At 43.2% G+C, this 20388-nt stretch carries 16 protein-coding genes and 2 tRNA genes; 10 read left to right on the forward strand and 8 right to left on the reverse strand.

Annotated features, from left to right (window positions below; all coding sequences use genetic code 11):
• Positions 1 to 36: 36 nt before the first annotated feature.
• Positions 37 to 1842: an SLC13 family permease gene (locus Q1A18_RS00195; RefSeq protein ID WP_299576114.1), complete on the reverse strand. Its 1806-nt coding sequence runs from the start codon at positions 1840 to 1842 to the stop codon at positions 37 to 39.
• A 240-nt stretch (positions 1843 to 2082) separates the two neighbouring features.
• On the opposite strand from Q1A18_RS00195, the gene Q1A18_RS00200 reads away from it, so the two are divergent.
• Positions 2083 to 2158: transfer RNA gene (locus Q1A18_RS00200), tRNA-Lys, on the forward strand.
• Positions 2159 to 2538: 380 nt separating this feature from the next.
• On the opposite strand, the gene Q1A18_RS00205 is transcribed toward Q1A18_RS00200, so the two are convergent.
• From Q1A18_RS00205 to Q1A18_RS00225, 5 genes are all read right to left on the reverse strand, one after another.
• A tRNA-His gene (locus Q1A18_RS00205) sits at positions 2539 to 2612 on the reverse strand.
• A 471-nt stretch (positions 2613 to 3083) separates the two neighbouring features.
• Positions 3084 to 4280 (reverse strand): YeeE/YedE thiosulfate transporter family protein, encoded by a 1197-nt coding sequence (locus Q1A18_RS00210; protein ID WP_299576116.1) that lies wholly within the window; start codon positions 4278 to 4280, stop codon positions 3084 to 3086.
• Positions 4281 to 4321: 41 nt separating this feature from the next.
• Positions 4322 to 4837, reverse strand: a complete 516-nt coding sequence (locus Q1A18_RS00215) for a YeeE/YedE thiosulfate transporter family protein (protein WP_299576118.1) — start codon at positions 4835 to 4837, stop codon at positions 4322 to 4324.
• Between the two features lie 4 nt (positions 4838 to 4841).
• Positions 4842 to 5480, reverse strand: a complete 639-nt coding sequence (locus tag Q1A18_RS00220; protein ID WP_299576120.1) for a cytochrome b/b6 domain-containing protein — start codon at positions 5478 to 5480, stop codon at positions 4842 to 4844.
• 44 nt (positions 5481 to 5524) lie between these two features.
• Positions 5525 to 7135, reverse strand: a complete 1611-nt coding sequence (locus Q1A18_RS00225) for a tetrathionate reductase family octaheme c-type cytochrome (protein ID WP_299576123.1) — start codon at positions 7133 to 7135, stop codon at positions 5525 to 5527.
• 614 nt (positions 7136 to 7749) lie between these two features.
• Between Q1A18_RS00225 and Q1A18_RS00230 the strand changes: the two genes are divergently transcribed.
• The 8 genes from Q1A18_RS00230 (at position 7750) to lon (ending at position 17393) form a co-directional block, all read left to right on the forward strand.
• Entirely contained in the window at positions 7750 to 9084 is a 1335-nt protein-coding gene (locus Q1A18_RS00230; RefSeq protein WP_299576125.1) for an oligosaccharide flippase family protein, read from the forward strand.
• Between the two features lie 116 nt (positions 9085 to 9200).
• On the forward strand, positions 9201 to 9881 hold the full coding sequence (locus Q1A18_RS00235) for a DNA alkylation repair protein (protein WP_299576127.1): 681 nt from the start codon (positions 9201 to 9203) through the stop codon (positions 9879 to 9881).
• Between the two features lie 96 nt (positions 9882 to 9977).
• Positions 9978 to 10751, forward strand: a complete 774-nt coding sequence (locus Q1A18_RS00240; RefSeq protein WP_299576129.1) for a Bax inhibitor-1/YccA family protein — start codon at positions 9978 to 9980, stop codon at positions 10749 to 10751.
• Positions 10752 to 10851: 100 nt separating this feature from the next.
• Positions 10852 to 12018: a GNAT family N-acetyltransferase gene (locus tag Q1A18_RS00245; RefSeq protein WP_299576131.1), complete on the forward strand. Its 1167-nt coding sequence runs from the start codon at positions 10852 to 10854 to the stop codon at positions 12016 to 12018.
• A 62-nt stretch (positions 12019 to 12080) separates the two neighbouring features.
• A complete protein-coding gene (locus tag Q1A18_RS00250; RefSeq protein ID WP_299576133.1) occupies positions 12081 to 13256 on the forward strand; it encodes a GNAT family N-acetyltransferase in 1176 nt (391 codons plus the stop codon).
• 81 nt (positions 13257 to 13337) lie between these two features.
• The gene (locus Q1A18_RS00255) at positions 13338 to 13601 is read left to right on the forward strand and encodes a type B 50S ribosomal protein L31 (protein ID WP_299576135.1); all 264 of its coding nucleotides are present in this window, start codon (positions 13338 to 13340) and stop codon (positions 13599 to 13601) included.
• A gap of 76 nt (positions 13602 to 13677) precedes the next feature.
• Positions 13678 to 14862, forward strand: coding sequence for a GlmU family protein (locus Q1A18_RS00260; RefSeq protein ID WP_299576137.1), 1185 nt, complete (start codon positions 13678 to 13680; stop codon positions 14860 to 14862).
• Positions 14863 to 14963: 101 nt separating this feature from the next.
• A complete protein-coding gene (gene lon, locus Q1A18_RS00265; protein WP_299576139.1) occupies positions 14964 to 17393 on the forward strand; it encodes an endopeptidase La in 2430 nt (809 codons plus the stop codon).
• 144 nt (positions 17394 to 17537) lie between these two features.
• Here the strand turns inward: lon and Q1A18_RS00270 are convergent, their stop codons facing one another.
• Both Q1A18_RS00270 and Q1A18_RS00275 read right to left on the reverse strand, forming a co-directional pair.
• Entirely contained in the window at positions 17538 to 18302 is a 765-nt protein-coding gene (locus Q1A18_RS00270; protein WP_299576141.1) for a LytTR family DNA-binding domain-containing protein, read from the reverse strand.
• Positions 18302 to 19048 carry a LytTR family DNA-binding domain-containing protein gene (locus tag Q1A18_RS00275; protein ID WP_299576143.1) on the reverse strand — a complete coding sequence of 249 codons (747 nt, stop codon included), beginning with the start codon at positions 19046 to 19048 and terminating at the stop codon, positions 18302 to 18304. The genes Q1A18_RS00270 and Q1A18_RS00275 overlap by 1 nt, the downstream gene beginning before the upstream one ends.
• A gap of 206 nt (positions 19049 to 19254) precedes the next feature.
• On the opposite strand from Q1A18_RS00275, the gene Q1A18_RS00280 reads away from it, so the two are divergent.
• Positions 19255 to 20367 carry an AI-2E family transporter gene (locus tag Q1A18_RS00280; RefSeq protein WP_299576145.1) on the forward strand — a complete coding sequence of 371 codons (1113 nt, stop codon included), beginning with the start codon at positions 19255 to 19257 and terminating at the stop codon, positions 20365 to 20367.
• Positions 20368 to 20388 lie beyond the last annotated feature (21 nt).

Below are 20388 nucleotides of genomic sequence, written 5' to 3' on the forward strand. Positions count from 1 at the left end.
TTAATTCTAGTAGGTATTAACTCTTATTCCTCTTATTTAGAACGGCCAGATGATGGGGATAAGAATAATTGACATAATGAAAGCGACAATGTTTAAGGGGAGTCCAACTTTGGTGTAGTCCCCAAACTTATAGTTTCCTAAGCCCTGAACCAGTAAATTGGTTTGGTAGCCAATTGGTGACGAAAAGCTTGCTGAAGCAGCAATACAGATGGCAATGAAAAAGGGTTTGGGATCGACCCCAAGTTGATTGGCCGCTGAAAAGGCAATCGGAAATACAAGTGCCGCCGCTGCGTTGTTTGTAATTATTTCGGTGAAAACAGTGGTGATCAGGTAAATGGTGATTAAAACCCCTAAAGGGCCAAACGATTTGGAAAAGTTGATGGCAGTATTGGCAATGGCATCGGCTGCTCCGGAGTTCTGAAGGGCCTTGCTTACACCAAACGCGCAGGCAATGGTTATCAGTACGTCCCACGAAATGGCTTTGGTGTATTTTCGGTTGGGCAGCACATTGATCCAGGCCATCAGAACGGCTACAATCGCTGCAAAGTAAAACATGTCCAGCCGATTGCCTCCAACTTCAGGGAGGTAGCGGCCTACTGTTGCCCCAACAATCATGAACAAAACAAGCAAGATGGCCAGCAAGCGTTGCCCTTTGTATCGGGGAGGAGGGATTTCGCCAATAAACGAGGTCAGGTAGAATCCGGTAGATTCTCCCCAGTTTTTAATGAAATTTTCGTTGGTTAACAGCACCAGGCTGTCGCCGGCTTTCATGCGGAAGGAGCCAACATTGGTTGAAATTGTTTCGCCATTGCGATATACGGCCAGCACTTCGGCCTGGTAGTGGTTTAAAAAGTCAAATTCATCCACGGTTTGATTAATACCAGGGAAGCGGGGAGCAATAACTGCTTCAATCTGTTTGATGTCGGTACTCTTGTAAAATTTCCCAAATCCTTTTAGTGCCTTGAATTCCAGTTTTCGCTGAGGAATCAGGTTTTCTAAGACTTCCGATTTTACCGCAATTACAAGCTTGTCGTCTTGTTGCAGCACGAACTTTCCTTTGCGGGTGTCCAGCGTTTCTTTGCCGCGTTGAATGGAGTGGATAATAATGTTTTTCAGTTGGTGGCTGCGCCCGTTGGTGATTTCTTCACCCACCAGCGAACTGTTGGACGGAAGCGTAGCATCCAGAAAATATTCTTTGTAGTCCAGGCTGTCGCGTTTGTTGTTGTCTTTTTTCCCGGGAAGCAAACGGTGTCCCACAAAGGAAAGGTAGAAAAAACCAGCTAAGGCAATCCAGATTCCAACTTTTCCCAGCTCAAACATAAATAGACCATCAAATCCATTCTCCAGCATTAAACCATGCACGACCAGGTTAGTCGATGTTCCAATCAAAGTACACATGCCTCCGAGGATGGTTGCATAAGAAAGTGGAATCAAGAATTTCTGAGGTGAGAGATTCATCTTTTCAGCCCAGTTTTTGATCATTGGTGCGAAAATGATGACAACAGGTGTATTGTTTAAAAAAGCTGAAATAAATGATACTGGAACCAGAATTTTAGCGAGGGTGACTGGCATTTTACCGCGGCGTTTGGGAAGAAAGGCCCGTGCAACAATGTTTAGCGCTCCGGTTTGGCGAACCCCCTCGCTGACCAAAAACAAAACGGCTACCGTAAGCATCCCTTTGTTTGAAAAGCCGGCCAGACTTTCAGTGGAGGAAACAACCCCTGCTGCCATTAGTACTACCAGTGCAGAAAAAACCAACAAACCGGGGCGCATCCAGTCGTTGATGAGTGCTATTATCATTAAGACAATAACAGCAATAACAAAGTAACCTTCAAAAGTCATTTACAGGGATTTTTTCAAACAAATGTAAGTTTATTTACTAAATCTCCTATGGAGTGAAATACTTATTCAGAGAGGAAGCATTTTTTTTGAAATTTTTATTGTCGTCTAAGTTTCTCATACCCTTTGGTTTGTTTTTGGAGGGTGCTTTTTTTTGAAAAAATAATGAGAAAATGTTTTGCATTTTAGGTTCAAAAGCATACTTTTGCAACGCCTTTAAAACAAAAAGGCACTACACATGATGACTCAGTAGCTCAGCTGGTAGAGCACATCCCTTTTAAGGATGGGGTCCTGGGTTCGAACCCCAGCTGAGTCACCAAGTAAGACAGAAGGCCTTGCAAGTAAATAACTTGTGAGGCTTTTGTTTTTTTAGTGCTGTCTCAATTTCATGGGTAATTCATAAATGGCTTTGGTGAAATCGAGTCTCTAAATTCTTCCCTGTATTATTCGTAATTAATTTTTAGCTTATAATAAAGTCTTTTTTTTGGGACTTCATGATGGTGGAAGTGTTTTTGGTTGTAAAATCAGTTTGGTTAAAATGGAGAGTTTTTGGAGTGGAGTCAGGAGGGGTTCTGGTTCGCAAAATAGCTTTTGTTTGGTGTTGGTGGAGTTTCGGGTTGACTGATTGTGTTAATTGATGTGGCGGGTAGAAAAGAAAAAACCCAAACAATTGACATTCAATTATTTGGGTTTTAGATGGGTGGATGATGGGATTTGAACCCACGACCCCTGGAACCACAATCCAGTGCTCTAACCAACTGAGCTACAACCACCATGTTTCGATGCTTTAGACATCGTTGCTATTCGTTAGCGGGTGCAAATATAGCATTTTTATTTCTCCTGAAACAAAAAAGCGATTTTTTTGAGCAAAAAAATGCTCTTTTTTTTCCTTCCTGAAGTAATCAGCAATGATGTGTCAGGGATGGGGAAGAAGGAGGTTTGATCGAAGGTCTTGGTAAACAATTGCTTATTTGTTTTTCTGTTTTCAGGCGAATGTTTTCTGCATTTTTATTCGACTTTTTGGATTCAGTTCGAAAATGTGAAAAATTACTAGGTGCGAACGAAAACGGATGGAAAATAGGCTGCGATTACCAGGCATGTTACCCCTTTTTCGATTCTTTTGTTCTGCCTGAAGTTGAAGAAACAGCTAAACAAAAAAGGTGAATCAATTGATTCACCTTTTTTGTTTGTACTAAACCGAGGTCTTCGGTTTCCTGTAAGCGTATAAAGATAGGTTCTTGTCTTTAGCATCCGCCTTTGGCAGCCACTGTTTTTATCTCTACCGGTTTGTTGAGGTTGCTCATGGCTTCGACCAGCTTATCCATGTCCTGCGCCAGTTTTTTCCTGTATTGATAAGTATTTGTGACTTCTTTGGAGGCATTAGCCTGCGGAGGCGTCAGGTTGGTGTAAAGCTTTCTGAAATTCTCTGGCGAATCCTTCAATAGAAAATTGCTTGACCGTCCGGCGTAGTTCGATAATAAATACGCCTTTTTGGCGAGGCTGTCGGTGTCGGCATAGAAATAATTGGATTTAATGCGCTGCTGAAAAATCTTTTGCCATTTCCGATCCATAATTTCCTCTGCCGGAATGTTGATGGCCAGTGGAAGGTGATAGGCTTCGAACTCTGCGGGCGATCGGACGTCGATAATATTGATCTGGTGAAAATTATTCGCGATTTCAAAAGCCAGCTGATCTGAAGTTACTTCATTAAACACATAAGAAGCATGACGTTTGGGTGAGCTTACCCGCTGTTCAACAATCTCTTCCTTGGAGGGAGTGAACCCGACAATGCCAATCAGGAAAAATCCGAGAACCCCGGCAAGCGCATAGTTGATTCGTTTTTTGGGGGTAACTTCGGTTGGGCGCCGGGTAACTTTGTTTTCAATCAGGTGTGTCAGGTAGAAGGCGGCAAGCGCCACGGCGGTAAGCAGCAAGGCAAAAAACGGTTTTGACAAGCCTAGTTCTTCGTTGATGAGTAAAGGTCCCCAGTTTTCGGCCAGGTAAATGTTTTCAAACAAAGGGAAGCTTTCGGCAAAAGCCACAATGCCGAGGGCCGAGCCAAATACAAAGGCTACACCGTCCAGTTTGCCAATGGCGGCCGCGCAAATGCTGGTTCCGGGGCAAAAGCCGCCAATTATAAATCCAAGGCCCATGATGGCACCACCCAATAAGGCAGACCATAGGAAGGTCGGGTTGATGTAGATCAGGCTCAGGTCGAGTATGCCCCAGTGCGCGAAAAGAATTACGCCGATCATGGCTGTAACTCCAGCCGTGAAAAAGACTTTCAAAACGGTGAAATCATAACCGTAGAAAAGTCCTGCCAGTTTCTTGGTGGATGAAAAACCCGCTTGTTCCAAAACAAAACCAAAGCCGATGCCTGCAAGTAAGGCGATCATCAAGTTAAATTCGTTGCTGATAAGATAAGGTACTAGTGGTCCCATAATCTATGAATAATTGGTTTTCTGAATGATTGAATTAAAGGCTAGAGCCAGAGTTTGCGGAAAAAATAGGCGAAAAAGTAACCGGTTCCGAAAATGGCCAGCATGGTGATGATGCCTCCCAGTGACATGACACCCATGCCACTCAAGGCTGCCCCGCTGGTGCATCCTCGTCCCAATTGAGAGCCCAGCCCAAACAAAAAGCCACCAATGATTGCCGCAACAATTCGGGTGCGGTTCGTGATTCTTGGTCCACGCTCAAGTTTTAAACCCATGCGGTTGCTGATGACTCCCGAAAGGAAGGCCCCGATAAGTACGCCGACGATTTCAAAGAACAGCCAGTCTTTCAATGGTCCTCCAGGATGAGTTTCAGCGTAGTTGGCCAGGTAGGGCGTATTGGCCGTGTGAGTTGGCGCAACATCTGAGATGAGTGTGAGAACAACACTTTTTACACCGCCGCTGGCTCCCAGTCCACGACCGGTAATGTAAATAGTAGTTAGCAGAACCAGCCCCAGAAGGAAGCCGGCAAGGTAAGGATTCATGTATGGTTTGGCTTTCATTGTATTAAATTGTTTTAGGTGATTCATTCGTTGTTTCGGAATCTTCCAAATCTTCGTAGCCGGTTAGCATGGCTTTGATGTTAGAGGTAGGGGTTTCGCCGGTTGTTGTCATGTAAACATGAACAATCAGAAAAACCATTAGCAGAATTGCTCCCAGAGTATGCCAAAACGCAATACTTTCCAACGGGTACTCTTCAACAACCACCAGGTTATTCTGGTCGATGGTTTTGTAAAGCATGTAGAAGACGCCGGAAATAATTGTCATTGGAATCAAAATAACTTTGAAACTGAGGTAGACGATGCGCTGCAAAGGGTTTAGCTTGCTGAGTTCCGTTTTGGTTGTTGGGTGTTTTTCGCCTTTAAAAATTCCCGACAGGTAATAGAGAATTTGTTCTTTGAGCTTTTGGGTGGTTGGAATGTATTGCTTCCATTCGCCAGTGGTGATGTGCCAGAAGATGGCAAACACAATCAGGCCGATGAGCATCCACGAGGCTGCCCGGTGGAATTGGACTGCTTTTTCAAATCCAAAGATTTCAAATGTTCCGTGCACTTCAAAACCGGTTAGGGCCAGAAACATGATCAGCGAGGCTTGTGTCCAGTGCCAGAAGCGTTCAAACCCTTTATAAATATATATTTTTCGCATAGCTTGATAAGTTAATTGTAAAATGAACGTATAACTGTGTTGGCTTAATCGGTTATGTCGGGTTTGTCATAATCAATGACCTGTTTTTCGTAGTTGTTCTTTATGATGTTCGTCAGTATTCGCATCAATCCATGACCAATGACTGCGATCAGGGCCAGCACGATCAGCCATGTCCCTGCCGTATCAAGTGTTTTGTTTCGGTCACGTCCGGGCATGTAAAAGCCTGTAAGTTCGGCCAGCCTTCCGTTGCGGGAGTGGCATTCCACGCAGCTCAGTGCCTGTTCTTTTGGAGCTACCATGTGGTTGACTGGCCAGTACATTTCGGTTTCCACAAAGCCATAGTCGCCACTAAAAGGTAAGCCTACGTCGTGCATTCCGGCAGCGGCAGCTTTTTCCCAGTCAAAATCTTTCCAAAAAGCACTGTCGCCTTGGTTGGCTGCGTAGAGTTTGGGTTGAATTAGTCGTTTGTATTTTTTATCGAAGATTTGGTCACCCACATGAATTTTTACCGGGATAATTTTTGCGTTTTTGTCGTTGTAGGAGCCATTCAGGGTGTTGATTTGTAGCGGCAGTGTTGTGATACTGTCGCCCAAGTGGTATTGGTCAGCTGTTCCGTTGAACCAAACGTAGTCGGGCTTGACATTTTTCTCCCATTTAAATGATCCTTTAATAGAGAGGTACCGGTGATTGCCAATGGAGTCTTCTTCGGAGTAGGGTTGACCATCTTTAAGTTTGCCGGCTTCCGACCATTTCCAGGCCATTTTGGTCGCATTAACTTTGGCGTACTCCGGAATATGGCAGGTCTGGCACGACACTTTTGATCCATGCCGGTTGAGCACGTGGCTGAAGTGCGGGGTGCTGGTGTGGCATTGCTCGCAGGTGGCCCGGTCGGTATTGCTTGTTGATACAGAATAGAGTTTTCCTTTGATTTGGTGGTTTTCGGCAGTGTGGCAGTCCACGCAGCTCATGTTCATGCCGTTTACTGCCATGTGAACGTCCACTTCGCGAGTGGTTGACAGTTGAGCCACTTCGAGATCGCCGTGTTTTACATTGTTGCCACCACCACTGAAGAAGTGACAGGAGCCACAATTGTTTCGTTCCGGAATACCTACGGACTGGGCTACTTTTTCGAGGTTAACCGTTCGGTCGGGATAACCTGCCATGGAGGAACCTTTTTTGTATTCCTCGCTGTTGTCGTGGCAAACCATACAGTCCACATTCAGGGCATTGTTGTAGTCGAAGTGATTATCATTCATGCCAAAGCCAATGTGGCAGGCAGCACAGGCTTGTTGGTTGGAGTTGGAGCCGATGCAGAAATTATTAAGGACGGTGTTTTTCCCGGATGCCGAAATACCCCGCCCTTCAACATACGAAAGGCGCTCCCAGTTCCAGTGTGAGGAGTTCATAATTTCTTTGTGGGTTTCCGTATGGCATGAAATACAGGCCTCGGTTACTTCCTGTGGTGTGTTGAACTTTTTCTGCAAGGCCGGAAGTTTGCTGTGGTCAACAGAAGGCGTTGGCTTGATGGCATATTCCTGCTTTAACGTTTCCAGTTTTAGGTTGTACGATGGTTGTTTGTGAAGTACATTAACCAGAACAAGAGCAGTGATGACTGCCAGGATGATAAAAAGTATGTTTTTATACATGACTTTCATGAGCGTAAGGTTTAATGTGAGTCAAATTCGTTGAACTAATGTTCTTTCCTTACATGCAAATATATCGATATTTACAAATTAAGCTATTGATATGTGTTGGTTTGTAGATGTTTGGGGCTTTTGAGTTCGATTTTGACTTGGCGTTTGCTTTCTTTTATTCTGATATTTAGTGAATTGTGACGTAATTTGTAATCGCTCTAAATTATAAGTTTACTTTCTGTTAATGAGTTGTTTCGCATCGTTTTATCTTTAATTTTAAGTTTGTTTCGCTGAGTTTTAAGCTGTTTTTTTTCGTGTCTGAATAAAGCATTGCAGTGATCAGTAAGGAGGTCAGCTTCGTTACTTTGCTGGTTTTGTTTTATGTGTATCTTGAAGCCCCGTTTCAGCAATTAAATTGAATTTTTGAAAATGGTAGTTTTGTGGGTTGTTGGCCAGCCTGGTTCTGAGTTGGCATACGATCTGGTTGGAAAGGGATTTTGGGGTGAAGTCAGCATGGTCGGGGAGGAGTGCAAGCGGTAGCCGTTTGTTGACTTTGTCCTTAACTATTAATACGTATGTTTACAAAGCGCGCAGAGGAATGCCGTTGACTTATTGCGGCTTAAAGCGATGAATACATGATTTTTTCACGAAAATACATTACAACAATTTCCAGTTTGCAGTTTATTCAAATGCTGCGGTTTGCCGTTTTGCTGCTGATCGGGGTGGTTTTGGTGCGTTTTTATCCCAGGCAGGAAATTGGGCAGTACGAATCCTTTTTATTTATTGCTGGTGCGCTTTCCTTCTTTTGGCTTCGGGGGGTGTTACAAACTTTTCTGGCATTGGACGATCAGGAGCAGGAAGCGGACGCCAGAGAAAGTGCGTCTGTGCTTTACTTCAATAGCTTTGTGCTTTTACTGGGATTCAGTGCCCTGGCCGTTTTATTTTTGCTGATCTTCAAGCAGCAGTTTCAGGTTGTGCTTAACGGGAATGCTGAAATACCGTTTTTCAACTGGTTACTGGCTTATCTCTTTTTTGGGGCGCCTTCAAATTTTATTGAATATCTTTTTCTGAAAAAGAATAAACCCCATGCAATTATTGCTTATGGATTGGTTTCTTATGGGGTGCAGTTCGTGTTGGTTGTTCTTCCGCCTTTGGCCGGATGGCCAATTGTTTATGCTATTCAGGCTTTGGTATTGGTTAGCGGACTTCGTTTTGTGTTTCTATTAGGCGTATTGAAACGCCATGCTTGTTTTTCTTTGTCATGGCCATTTTTAAAGCGTCACTTTAAGTTGGCCTATCCGTTAATTGGGAGTTCCTTACTGAGTGGCTCCGGACAGTATATTGACGGTGCCATTGTGTCGCATTTTTACAATCCGGAAATGTTCGCTGTTTTTCGTTATGGGGCACGTGATTTCCCCTTGGTTATCATTATGGCCAATGCCTTGAGTCATGGTATGATTCCGCACTTTGGGCGGTTGTCTTTAGCTGAAGCGTTGGCAAAACTGAAAGCAAGTTCAGCACGCTTGATGCATTTTCTTTTTCCTCTGACACTTGTTGTGTTGGCATGCTCAAATTTGCTTTTTCCTGTAGTGTTCACCCCGGAATATGCTTTAAGTGCAAAGATATTCAACGTTTATCTGCTGTTGATTACCTTGCGTTTGATTTTTCCGCAAACCATTTTGATTGGACGACAAATCACAGGTGTCTTCTTTTTGGTGTCGTTGGGTGAAATTGTGGTGAATGTTGGGCTGAGTGTTATTCTGGTTCAGCATGTGGGGGTGATTGGCGTGGCCTATGCTACGCTGTTTGCCAATTTGTTTGAACGTATCGTGTTGGTTTATTTAGTCAGGAAGAAGCTTCATGTCGGAATGTCTCAATATGTTCCTGTTCGACTGTATCTTGGCTATAGCTTTGTCTTTGTTGTCAGTTATTTCGTGATTGATTTTCTGGTTTTTCCTTTTCCCCTCTAAGCCGCAATCGGATTTAACATCCCGGTAATAAAGTGGCTGAATAGTTTCAGGCAGCTAATCTATTCGCTATTTTTGCTCATTCAACTTTTGTGCGAACGAATTTGAAATTTTGAACTATGGACATACTTCTTGACGATCCGGTAGTGGATAAACAATTTATGGAGATTTTGGCGAAAATCAGAGGCCTGAAGAACGGTGCAACTGTGGTCCAGATGAAGCGCATGGGCTTGCAGTATCGAATAAACTGGGGTGCCTCTGTGATTTCGTTGCGCGAACTTGCCAAAAACTATGAGAAGAACCACTTGCTGGCACTGAAACTTTGGAACAAACAGTGGCGTGAGAGTATGATTTTGGCAACGCTCCTGGACGAACCGGAAAAAGTGACAGAGGAACAGCTCGATTTTTGGACCAAAGGTTTTGTGACAACGGAAATAGCCGAACAGGCAGTTGCCAACCTTTTTGTGTATTCCAAGTTCGCCTACATTAAGGCGTTGGAATGGTGTCGTGGAAAAAAGCACTTGGTTCGCTATACCGGCTTACAGCTGATGGGGCGCCTGGCAATGGTGGATAAGCAGGCTATTGATGAAATGTTTGAGCCTTTCTTTGAGGTGATTCAGCCTTTGATTAAGGATCCGGAACTGGGACAGGTATTCTACCGGAGCATGACGCTTTTGATTAACCGAAGCGATAAGCTGAGTGATGCGTGCCGTTCTTTTCTGGAGCAAGCCCGGGAAGCTGAAGAGGAGCAGGCACGTAAAATGGCTGCCTTGTTGTTGGAAGATATTGCCGAGCTGTAGTTTTTTAGTCGTATCCCAATTTGTACAAATTGGCAGCATACATAAAATTTGGTACAGTTTTTATAGTAAGTGAGGAAACAATTTAAATAACGAATTATGAATTTGACAAAATCATCGAACCCTGCATTGTCGAACTCGGTGTTTAGCAAGGTGCAAACCGGCGTTCAGACGGATGTGATGACAGTTGAGGGAACCGTAAATAAGACGGGCTTGATGTTCTTAATATTGGCCTTTGCTGCCACGTTTACCTGGCGGAAGTTTTTTGGAGCTTTGGAATACGGATCGGCAGAAGGTGCCTTCTCGGTTGTTTCTCCCTGGTTGATTGGTGGAGGTATTGGTGGATTTATTGTGGCTTTGATAACCGTTTTTAGTCCCCGTTATTCCAATATTACAGCTCCCATTTATGCTGTTTTTGAAGGACTTTTTCTGGGCGGACTGTCTGCCTTTTTTGAAATGCAATTTCCGGGAATGGTGATGCGCGCTGTGGCATTGACCTTCGGTGTGTTTTTCATTATGCTCTTTTTATTTCGCTCAGGTAAAATCCGCGCTACCGGGAAGTTCCGAATGGCCATTGTTGGAGCAACAGGCGGTATTGCTTTAATTTATTTCATCAGTTTTATTGCTGGCTTGTTTGGCGCAAACATTGGCTTTCTACACGGGAACAGCATGTTTAGCATCGGGTTTAGCCTGGTTGTGGTCGGTATTGCTGCATTGAACCTGATTCTGGATTTTGATTTTATTCAGCGAGGTGCCGACGCACAGGCTCCCAAAATTATGGAGTGGTATGGTGCTTTTGGACTCATGGTAACCCTGGTGTGGTTGTACATCGAAATTTTGAGGTTGCTATCCAAATTGGCAAGTCGCGATTAAACAGAAAAAAATATCAACAGGCAGGGACTTCGGTCCCTGTTTTTATTTTCTTTTGATAAGTATTATTTTCGGTGCTCTTAAAAAATCAAGATAAAGGTAAATGCAGTTAGTAAAGGTAGAGGACAAAAGGCAGGTTGATGCTTTTCATCAACTTCCATACATAATTTACAAGGACGACAAAAATTGGGTTCCACCATTACGCATGATGGTGGAAGATGTGTTTAATCTTAAAAAGAACAACGCGCTAAAAAAAGGGAATGCCTGCAGATGGGTTTTGTATAAAAACGATGAGTTGGTTGGGCGTATTGCTGCTTTTCATACTTCTGGCTATGCTGGTCAGTTCGACCAATTGACCGGGGGCGTTGGCTTTTTTGAGAGCATTGATGATCAGGAAGTCGCAAATACCTTGTTTGATACTGCCAAGGCATGGCTTGAAAGCGAAGGGATGGAGGCCATGGATGGTCCGATTAATTTGGGAGAAAACTTTTTCAACTGGGGCTTGCTGGTCGATGGGTTTATGCAGCAAAGTTATGGCATGAACTATCATCCGCGTTATTACCAGCAGTTGTGGGAAAATTATGGTTTTCAAACCTATTACCAGCAATTCAGCTATCATTTGAACATTACCAGCCCTGATCTGCCAGAGCGTTTTTGGAAAATCGCTGCCTGGATGTCTAAAAAGCCGGGCTACAAGTTTGAGCACTTCCGGTTTAAAAAGCGTGAAAAGTACATCACCGACTTCATCGAGATTTATGATAAGGCCTGGAATAAGCATGATAACTACAAGCAGATTGACCGGCAGGACTTGCGCGACATGATTAGTCAGTCGAAATTGATACTTGAAGAAGAATTTATCTGGTTTGTGTATCGCGATGGTAAGCCAATTGCTTTTTTTATGATGATTCCCGACGTTAATCAGTTGGTTAAGTATTTCCCGAGCGGAAAAATGAATTTGTTAAAATTGCTTCGGATGCTCTATTTGAAACGGAAAAAGGTAATTAACCGTTGCCGCGTGCTGGTGATGGGGGTTGTGCCGGAGTTTCAAAAATCAGGCATTGAATCGGCCATTTTTTACCAGCTTCGTCAGGTATTGCTAAAAAAAGACTGGTATGACGAAATGGAACTGAGTTGGGTGGGGGACTTCAACCCTAAAATGATTTCTATTTTCGAGGCCGTTGGTGGGAAAAAAATGAAGACGCATCTCACACTACGCTATTTATTTGACAGGGAGAAAGAGTTTAAGCGTTCATCAATCATTGTGGACTAACGAAATTTAGTATCTGAGATTTATTTTTATTGTATCTTGTCACCAAAACTAGGAACCAAAACATGCAATTATACACAGTTAATAGTTCAGCAACTAAAAAGCAGTTTCACCAGCTGCCACACCTTATTTATAAAAACGATCCGAACTGGGCTGCCCCTATTCAGGGAATGGTGGAAAATACGTTCAACCCGGAAAAGAATCCTTCGTTTAAAAACGGAGAAGCCGAACGATGGGTGATTGTCAATGAAGCCGGAACACCTCTTGGCCGAATCGCGGCTTTCATTAATTACGATAAAGCCAAAACCTTTGAACAGCCTACGGGGGGGTGTGGTTTTTTTGAGTGTGTTGACGACCAGGAAGTCGCCGGTTTGTTGTTTGATACGGCTCGCGACTGGCTGAAGGAGAGAGGTATGGAAGCCATGGATGGCCCCGTTAATTTTGGTGAGAACTACATGAACTGGGGCTTGCTGGTTGACGGATTTATGCCTCAAGGCTATGGTATGCCATACAATGCCAATTACTACCAGAAGTTGTTCGAGAACTACGGATTCAAGCTCTACTTTAAGCAGTTCAGCTATCACTTGGATTATTCTGTTCCTTTTCCAGAGCGCTTTTGGAAAATTGCTGGCTGGGTAGCGCAAAAGCCGGGCTACAATTTTAAGCATTTCGACTACAACAATGCCGAGAAGTTCATTCAGGATTTTTGTTATATCTATGATGAAGCCTGGCGTTTTCATGAGCATTTCAATCCGCTGGATCCGCAGGATTTACGCGATTTTATTCAGGATTCGAAAGCGGTACTTGACCCCGAAATGATTTGGTTTGCTTACCATGACGATGAGCCCATCGCCTTGTTTGTGATGGTGCCTGACATTAATCAGATTCTGCAAAAACTAAACGGGAAGCTGAATTTCATCAACATGTTGAAGTTCTTGTATTACAAGAAGAAAAAAGTAATTACACGTACCCGGATTCTCATCATGGGGGTTACGCCCAAGTACCAGCGCTCAGGAATTGAGTCGGCTATTTTCTGGCATCAGGATAAACTGATGAAAAATAAGCCGCAGTACACCGAAGTCGAGCTTTCATGGGCGGGCGACTTCAATCCAAAGATTGTTTCCCTGTATGAGTCTGTGGGTGGTAAGCACGTAAAAACGCACCATACCATGCGTTATTTGTTCGACAGGAATAAACCTTTTGAACGGGCTCCTATTATAGGAGCTGAAAAAGAGCAATAAAAAGAGAAATTTCTTTGGAAAATAAGAAACAGTACTTATCTTTGCAACCCGATTGAAATAATGTTGAAAAAAGAATCAGCAATGAAAAAAGAAATACATCCGGAAAATTATCGCATAGTTGCGTTTAAAGATATGTCAAATGGCCAGGTTTATTTGACTAAATCAACCGTTAACACAAAAGAAACAGAAGTGGTTGACGGCGTTGAGTATCCATTGGTAAAAGTGGAGATCTCAAGTAGTTCCCATCCATTTTACACGGGTAAAATGAAGCTGGTTGATACCGCAGGGCGTGTTGACAAATTCATGAACCGGTATAAAAAACACATGGATAATAAAAAGAAATAATTGAAGAATTATTCGATATACAAGCTTCGCTTTTTGCGAAGCTTTTTTTTTGCCTTATTTTTGCAAAAACCTCAAGATGAATATCATTTTATATGACGGGCAGGCACGCCAAGACCTTCTGCCGCTTTGCTTTACGCGCCCTGTTTCAGAACTTCGAACTGGAATTTTGACGATTCGGGAAAAGTGGGAACAGCGCCTGGCAGGCACCTATTCGTGGAAAACCGAAGCATATTTACAGACCAAATTTCCGATGCGTTTGGCCTCGGATAATTGGCTTATCATGGGCAATGTATGTCCCACCAAGCGTTTAATTGAGCAAGTGCGTCTGCTGAATAACGGTTGCGGAATTTCTTACCAGGGGTATCCGGTGGCTGCACGATTGGATGAGACTTTGCTCGCTGCCTATCTGGCCAATGAAGCCAATGTTCAATGGACTGAATATTCGGAACCGTTGGAGCTTGTTCAATATTCATGGGATTTAATACGGATTAATGCGAGTCAGTTGCAGCAGGATTTTGATTTGCTGACAGCTAACCGCGAGTCGGAACCAATTAGTCTGACCAATCAGCTGATTCATCCGGAGAATATTTTTGCCGAGCCTGGCGTGAAAATGGAATTTGCTACGATCAACGCCACTGATGGCCCGGTTTTTTTGGGGCGCGATGCCGAAGTGATGGAAGGTAGTTTGATTCGTGGTCCTTTTGCTTTGGGAAGTCAGGCTACCGTGAATATGGGAAGCAAAATTTACGGCGCAACTACGATTGGACCAAATTGTAAAGTAGGAGGTGAAATTAGTCAGTCGATTTTAATGGGATTTTCCAATAAAGGACATGACGGATTTTTGGGCCATTCCGTTTTGGGTGAGTGGTGTAACCTGGGGGCTGGAACCAATGTTTCCAACTTGAAAAATAGCTACGAACAAATAAGAATTTGGAACTATCGCTCTCAGCGGTTTATGAAAACAGGTTTGCAGTTTGGCGGGGTGATTATGGGAGATCATTCCAAAGCCGGCATTAATGCCATGTTCAATACTGGAACCGTGGTTGGCGTAGGCTGCAATATTCATGGCTCAGGTTTTCCCCGGCAGTTTGTCCCTTCTTTTGCTGATGGTGGACCGGGAGGGTTTAAACTTCATCCGCTAAAAACCGTTTTCAATACTGCAGGGCGGGTAATGGAGCGCCGCAATAAAACACTGACACGGGTAGATGAGGAAATTCTAAGCCATGTTTTTGAGGAAACAGCTCCATTTCGTCGTTTTTAAGAAAGCCAAGTTTTCTTGGCATGGCTATTGACTTACAACAGACCATATTTATGGAGGGTGGCATTGCGCCAGATTGACACAACGATACAGAAAGAGATACAATGGGAAAAAATAGAGGACAATCATTTGGAAATATGCTTTTTACAGGAATGGGAGATGATGATGCAGAAATTATTCCGATCATCGCAGATGGATCAGAAGAAGAACTGAAGAACTTTCAGGCTCCCGAAATACTGCCAATTTTACCGCTTCGGAACACGGTTTTGTTTCCCGGTGTGGTGATTCCGATTACGGTCGGAAGGCAAAAATCATTGAAATTAATACAAGATGTTTTTCGGGGCGATAAATTATTGGGAACTGTTACGCAGATTGACGGAAGCATTGATGATCCTGATCAAAAGGATTTATACCAGGTTGGAACGGTTGCCCAGATTCTGAAAATTCTGGAAATGCCGGATGGCTCAACTTCTGTTATCATTCAAGGAAAACGTCGTTTTGAAGTGGCCAACTATTTGGAAGAATTTCCATACTTCCGGGCTCAGGTTACTTTGTTGGATGAAATACTTCCCAAAGAGAATAATGTTGAATTCAATGCGGTTGTTAGCTCGTTGAAAGACTTGTCCATCAAGGTGGCACAGTACTCAAGTAATGTTCCGCCGGAAGCTACTTTTGCTGTAAAAAATATTGAAAACTCCACATTTCTGATCAATTTTATTTGTTCGAACACTGACTTAAGTGTAGACGAAAAACAGAATCTACTGGAGATTGCCGACGTTCGCGAACGCGGAATTCAGGCCATTTCCTACTTGGTGAAAGAAGTTCAGATGCTGGAGTTGAAGCATGATATTCAATCCAAAGTAAAGACGGACCTAGATCAGCAGCAGCGTGAGTTTTTGCTGAATCAGCAAATGAAAACCATTCAGGATGAATTGGGTGGTAATCCGATTGAGCAGGAAGTAAACGAGATGAAAGAGGCGGCCAAGAACAAAAAATGGAGCGAAGAAGTCGCGAAGTTTTTTGACAAGGAGGTGAACAAACTTCATCGTTTAAATCCGGCAGCAGGCGAATATTCGGTTCAGTTTTCATACTGCCAGACCCTGCTTGATTTGCCTTGGAATGAATATACCGAAGATAATTTTGATCTGAAGCATGCCGAAGAAGTGCTGAATGAAGATCACTACGGGTTGGAGAAGGTGAAGGAACGAATACTTGAGCACTTGGCTGTGCTGAAGCTGAAGAAGGATATGAAAGCGCCGATTTTGTGTTTGTACGGTCCTCCCGGGGTTGGAAAAACATCTTTGGGAAAATCAATCGCGCGTGCGTTGAATCGTCAATACATCCGAATGAGTTTGGGGGGATTGCACGATGAAGCTGAAATCCGTGGACACCGGAAAACATATATTGGTGCCATGCCCGGACGCATTCTTCAGAACATTAAGAAAGCAAAAACATCGAACCCGGTTTTTATTTTGGATGAGCTGGATAAGGTTTCCAGCGATTTTCACGGAGATCCCGCATCGGCCTTGCTGGAAGTGCTCGATCCGGAGCAAAACAGCGAGTTTCATGACAACTATGTGGAACTGGATTACGACTTGTCGAATGTCATGTTTGTTGCCACGGCCAATACGTTGAGCACAATTGCTGCCCCGCTGCGCGACCGCCTGGAGCTGATTGATGTGAATGGCTACATTGTAGAAGAAAAAATAGAGATTGCTAAAAGACACTTGATTCCGAAACAACTGGAAAATCATGGGGTGAAGAAAAGCCAGGTGAGTTTTTCAAAAGAGGTATTGGAATACATTGTTGAAAATTATACACGCGAATCGGGAGTTCGTGAGCTGGATAAAAAGCTGGCCAAAGTGGTGCGACGCATTGCCAAGAAAATCGCTTTTGAAGAGCCTTTTAACAAGAAGCTGACTAAAGATGATGTTCGGGAGTATCTGGGCGTGGTGGAATACACCCGCGAAAGCTACCAGGGGAATGAAATTCCGGGGGTAGTGACCGGACTGGCTTGGACGGCACACGGCGGCGAAATTTTATTTGTTGAATCGAGCCTGAGCACCGGCAAAGGTGGCTTGACACTAACCGGAAACCTGGGAGAGGTGATGAAGGAATCAGCGATGCTGGCTTTGGAATACCTGAAATCGCACCGGAAGGAGTTGGGGCTTGATCAAAAATTATTTGACGAAAATAACTTCCATATCCACGTTCCTGAAGGAGCGATTCCGAAAGATGGCCCTTCGGCAGGAGTGACCATGGTTACCTCGCTGGCATCAAGCCTTACGAAACGAAAAGTACGCAAGAATGTGGCCATGACCGGGGAGATTACCTTGCGGGGAAAAGTGCTTCCGGTAGGTGGAATTAAAGAGAAAATACTGGCCGCTAAGCGTGCCGGAATAAAAGAGATTTTATTGTCAGCAGATAATCAAAAGGACCTGGAAGAAATCAAGGACGTTTACCTGAAAGGCTTGAAGTTTCATTTTGTGAAAACCATTCAGGATGTACTTGACTTTGCTTTGCTGAAAAGTTAATTAACACTTTTTGGCTCAATAGAAATCAGGACTTTGCATTGTGGAAAGACAGTTGAAAACAATAGGCGCTAATAGCAGCGATTGTTTTCAGCTGTCTTTTTTTTTGAGAAAAATGTGGGATTCTTTAAGTGAAAAGGGCTGGAGCTAGCTGATCGGAAAGCAGTTCATTTTTTCGAAAAAGGAAATGGTTGACCGGTTGATAGTTTCTTCCATGACTGTATCCTGATGGGTTAGAATGCAAATTTTCTTTTTGCGGTCAATCCGGCGTAAGAACTGAAGATTGATGTAGGTGTCCCGATTTGCTTTAACAAAACTGGGGGAGTTGATGTATTCAACAAGTCTGGTTATGGCCATGATAACCCGCTCCGTCTTTCCATTGGTTAAGGTGATGTAGTTCTTGCTTCCCTGTGATTTGATGCTCATGATTTCGTCCGGGTTAACTAAAATGACTCCGGAGTCGGTGGCTAGCTTTAGTTTTTGAATCGGCTGGTTGTTGTGGGAGGAGTTCTCCATATTACGCTCCAAAGCTTTGCGCTTAGCCCGGGTTTTGTAGCGGTTAACAACCGAGATGAGTTCTTCCGGGCCAAACGGCTTTACCAAGTAGTCAAGCGGTTTTACCTCAAGAGTTTTGAAGGCGTATTTGCTATGGGCAGTGGTGAAAACAATTTCAGTTGTTAGTTGATTGTTTTGGATGGCTTCAGCCACTTCAATGCCATTAATTTCAGGCATATCGATATCCAGAAATACCAAATCGGGCATCTTTTTGACCAATAACTTGATGCCTAGCTTGGGATTGATCGTTCGGTCGATGACTCGAACTTCCCGAAATGCTTTTAAATAGATTTCAAGCAACGATATCGCTTCTTCGTCATCGTCAATAATGATGGCTGTAATGATTTTATTATCCATTATTCGGTAATGTTCTCTATTCTGCAAAGTTCTCGAATTTGTCGCTTAGAACCATACAGCTTGACTTCTTTTTTTTGGGCAATGAGCAGGCAGGAGCTTTCATGGCGGTTCACACTGCGCAGTTTATTCAAGTTGATCAGGTAAGAGCGGCCAATTCTGAAGAAATTATGATTTACCAGAAATTCTTCAATTTTCTTTAAATAAGAATTGGCCAGTTCAATATCGCCATTGTCCAGGTGGATATTGGTGTAGGAGCCTTCGGCTTCGCAATATAAAATATCCTTTGGGTCAACAATGGAGTAGCTTGATGTTGAAGAGAGCCTTAGCTTAGGTGCTTGTAAAGGTGATGAAACCGGCGATTCCGTTTCAACCGAAGCGCTGGATAATTGTTTTTTCTTGATGGTTGACAGGGTCGTATTGAGTTCTTCGTGATTTAAAGGTTTTAACAAAAAGTCATAGACCTCGTTTTTAATGGCCTCAATGGCCATGTTTTGGTGTGAACTGATGATTATGATGTTGGTGTCTATCTTTTCTTTCCGAATTAAAGAGATGAATTCCATGCCACTTTTCCCTGGCATGACCAGATCGAGTAAAACAAGATTTGGACGAATTTCTATGAGCTTAAAAAGTGCTGATTCTGCGCTGTCGGCTTCATGGATATCGGTTATGTCAGGATGCTTTTGAAGCATATATTTCAAAAGATCGCGGTCTGCTTTATCATCATCAACTATTAAAGCTTTGAACATAGATTCTATTCGTTATTGGTTCAAAAAGCAAAAGTATTAAAAAAAATGATTGGTTGCATGAGCTGGCTGTTAGGCTCCTAGCCTATGGCTACTGTTGTTATGGGAGCTTTTGAGTATATTTTATGAGGTTTTGAGGGAGTTAGGGAATTTTACTTTTGCCTTTAAATCTTCAATTAATACGGTATATTTGCAGAAAAGATTTTTTTATGATAAAAGTTGAGGGGAAAACCAGAGCCATTTTACTTTTAACCGGTGTTCTGGTACTTGGTTTCTTGTTCTGGTATTTTAGTTCGCTTGTAACTTATATCCTCATCTCGGCGGTGCTGTCACTTATCGGTCGTCCAATGGTTCGTTTTTTTGGCGGGCTTAAATACGGGCGTTTTTCCATATCCAATTCGGTTGCTGCCTTTTTAGCCCTATTTATTCTTTGGGTCTTCTTTGTCGGCTCTTTTCGATTTTTGATTCCGCTATTAATTAATGAATTTCAACAGCTTTCAACCATTGACTTTAACTCAGTTATTGACGTGATTGAGAAACCCATTCAGCAATGGATGCAATTTTGGGGCGAAGATGCTGCCCCGGAAAGTCAAGGTCGTTTTATGACCCTGTTAAAGGCTCAGTTGGGCGACCGGGTTAACTTTTCTCAACTCACTGATGTTTTTGGTTTTGTAGCCGGAACGGTAGGCGAGTTGTTTATTGCGTTCTTTTCCGTTTCCTTCATAACTTTTTTCTTTCTAAAGGACGAGAACATGCTTCGAGATGGTATTTTACTCATGATTCCTTCAGATTACGAAGAGAAGGTGAGACGCATTTTACACTCCATTTATAATTTGCTTCGGCGCTATTTTATTGGTTTACTTTTCGAAGTAACTATGGTTGGCTTTTTGGTAACCATAGGATTAACCATTGTTGGGGTTGGATTTAGCCATGCGGTGGTTATTGGCTTGTTTTGTGGCTTGTTTAATGTTATTCCTTACCTGGGCCCGTGGATGGGGGCTTCAGTGGGCTTGCTCATTGGTATTGCGATTAACCTCAATGCTGACTTCATGGCGCATACTTTCCCGTTGTTGGGGCTGATGCTATTGGTTTTTGTAATCGTGCAGGTGATCGACAACATTCTTTTTCAGCCTTTAATTTATTCAAGCAGTGTGAAAGCACATCCTCTGGAGATTTTTCTGGTAATCATGGCTGCTGGAAGCGCTGCCGGAATTTTAGGGATGATTCTGGCCATACCTGCTTATACAATTGTCCGGGTTATTGCCAAAGAGTTTTTGGACAACTTGAAAATTGTTCGAAAACTCACCGAAAATCTCAATTAAAGAATCGATTTTATCTATCAG

This window comes from uncultured Sunxiuqinia sp., from assembly GCF_947495665.1.
Classification (GTDB): domain Bacteria; phylum Bacteroidota; class Bacteroidia; order Bacteroidales; family Prolixibacteraceae; genus Sunxiuqinia; species Sunxiuqinia rutila.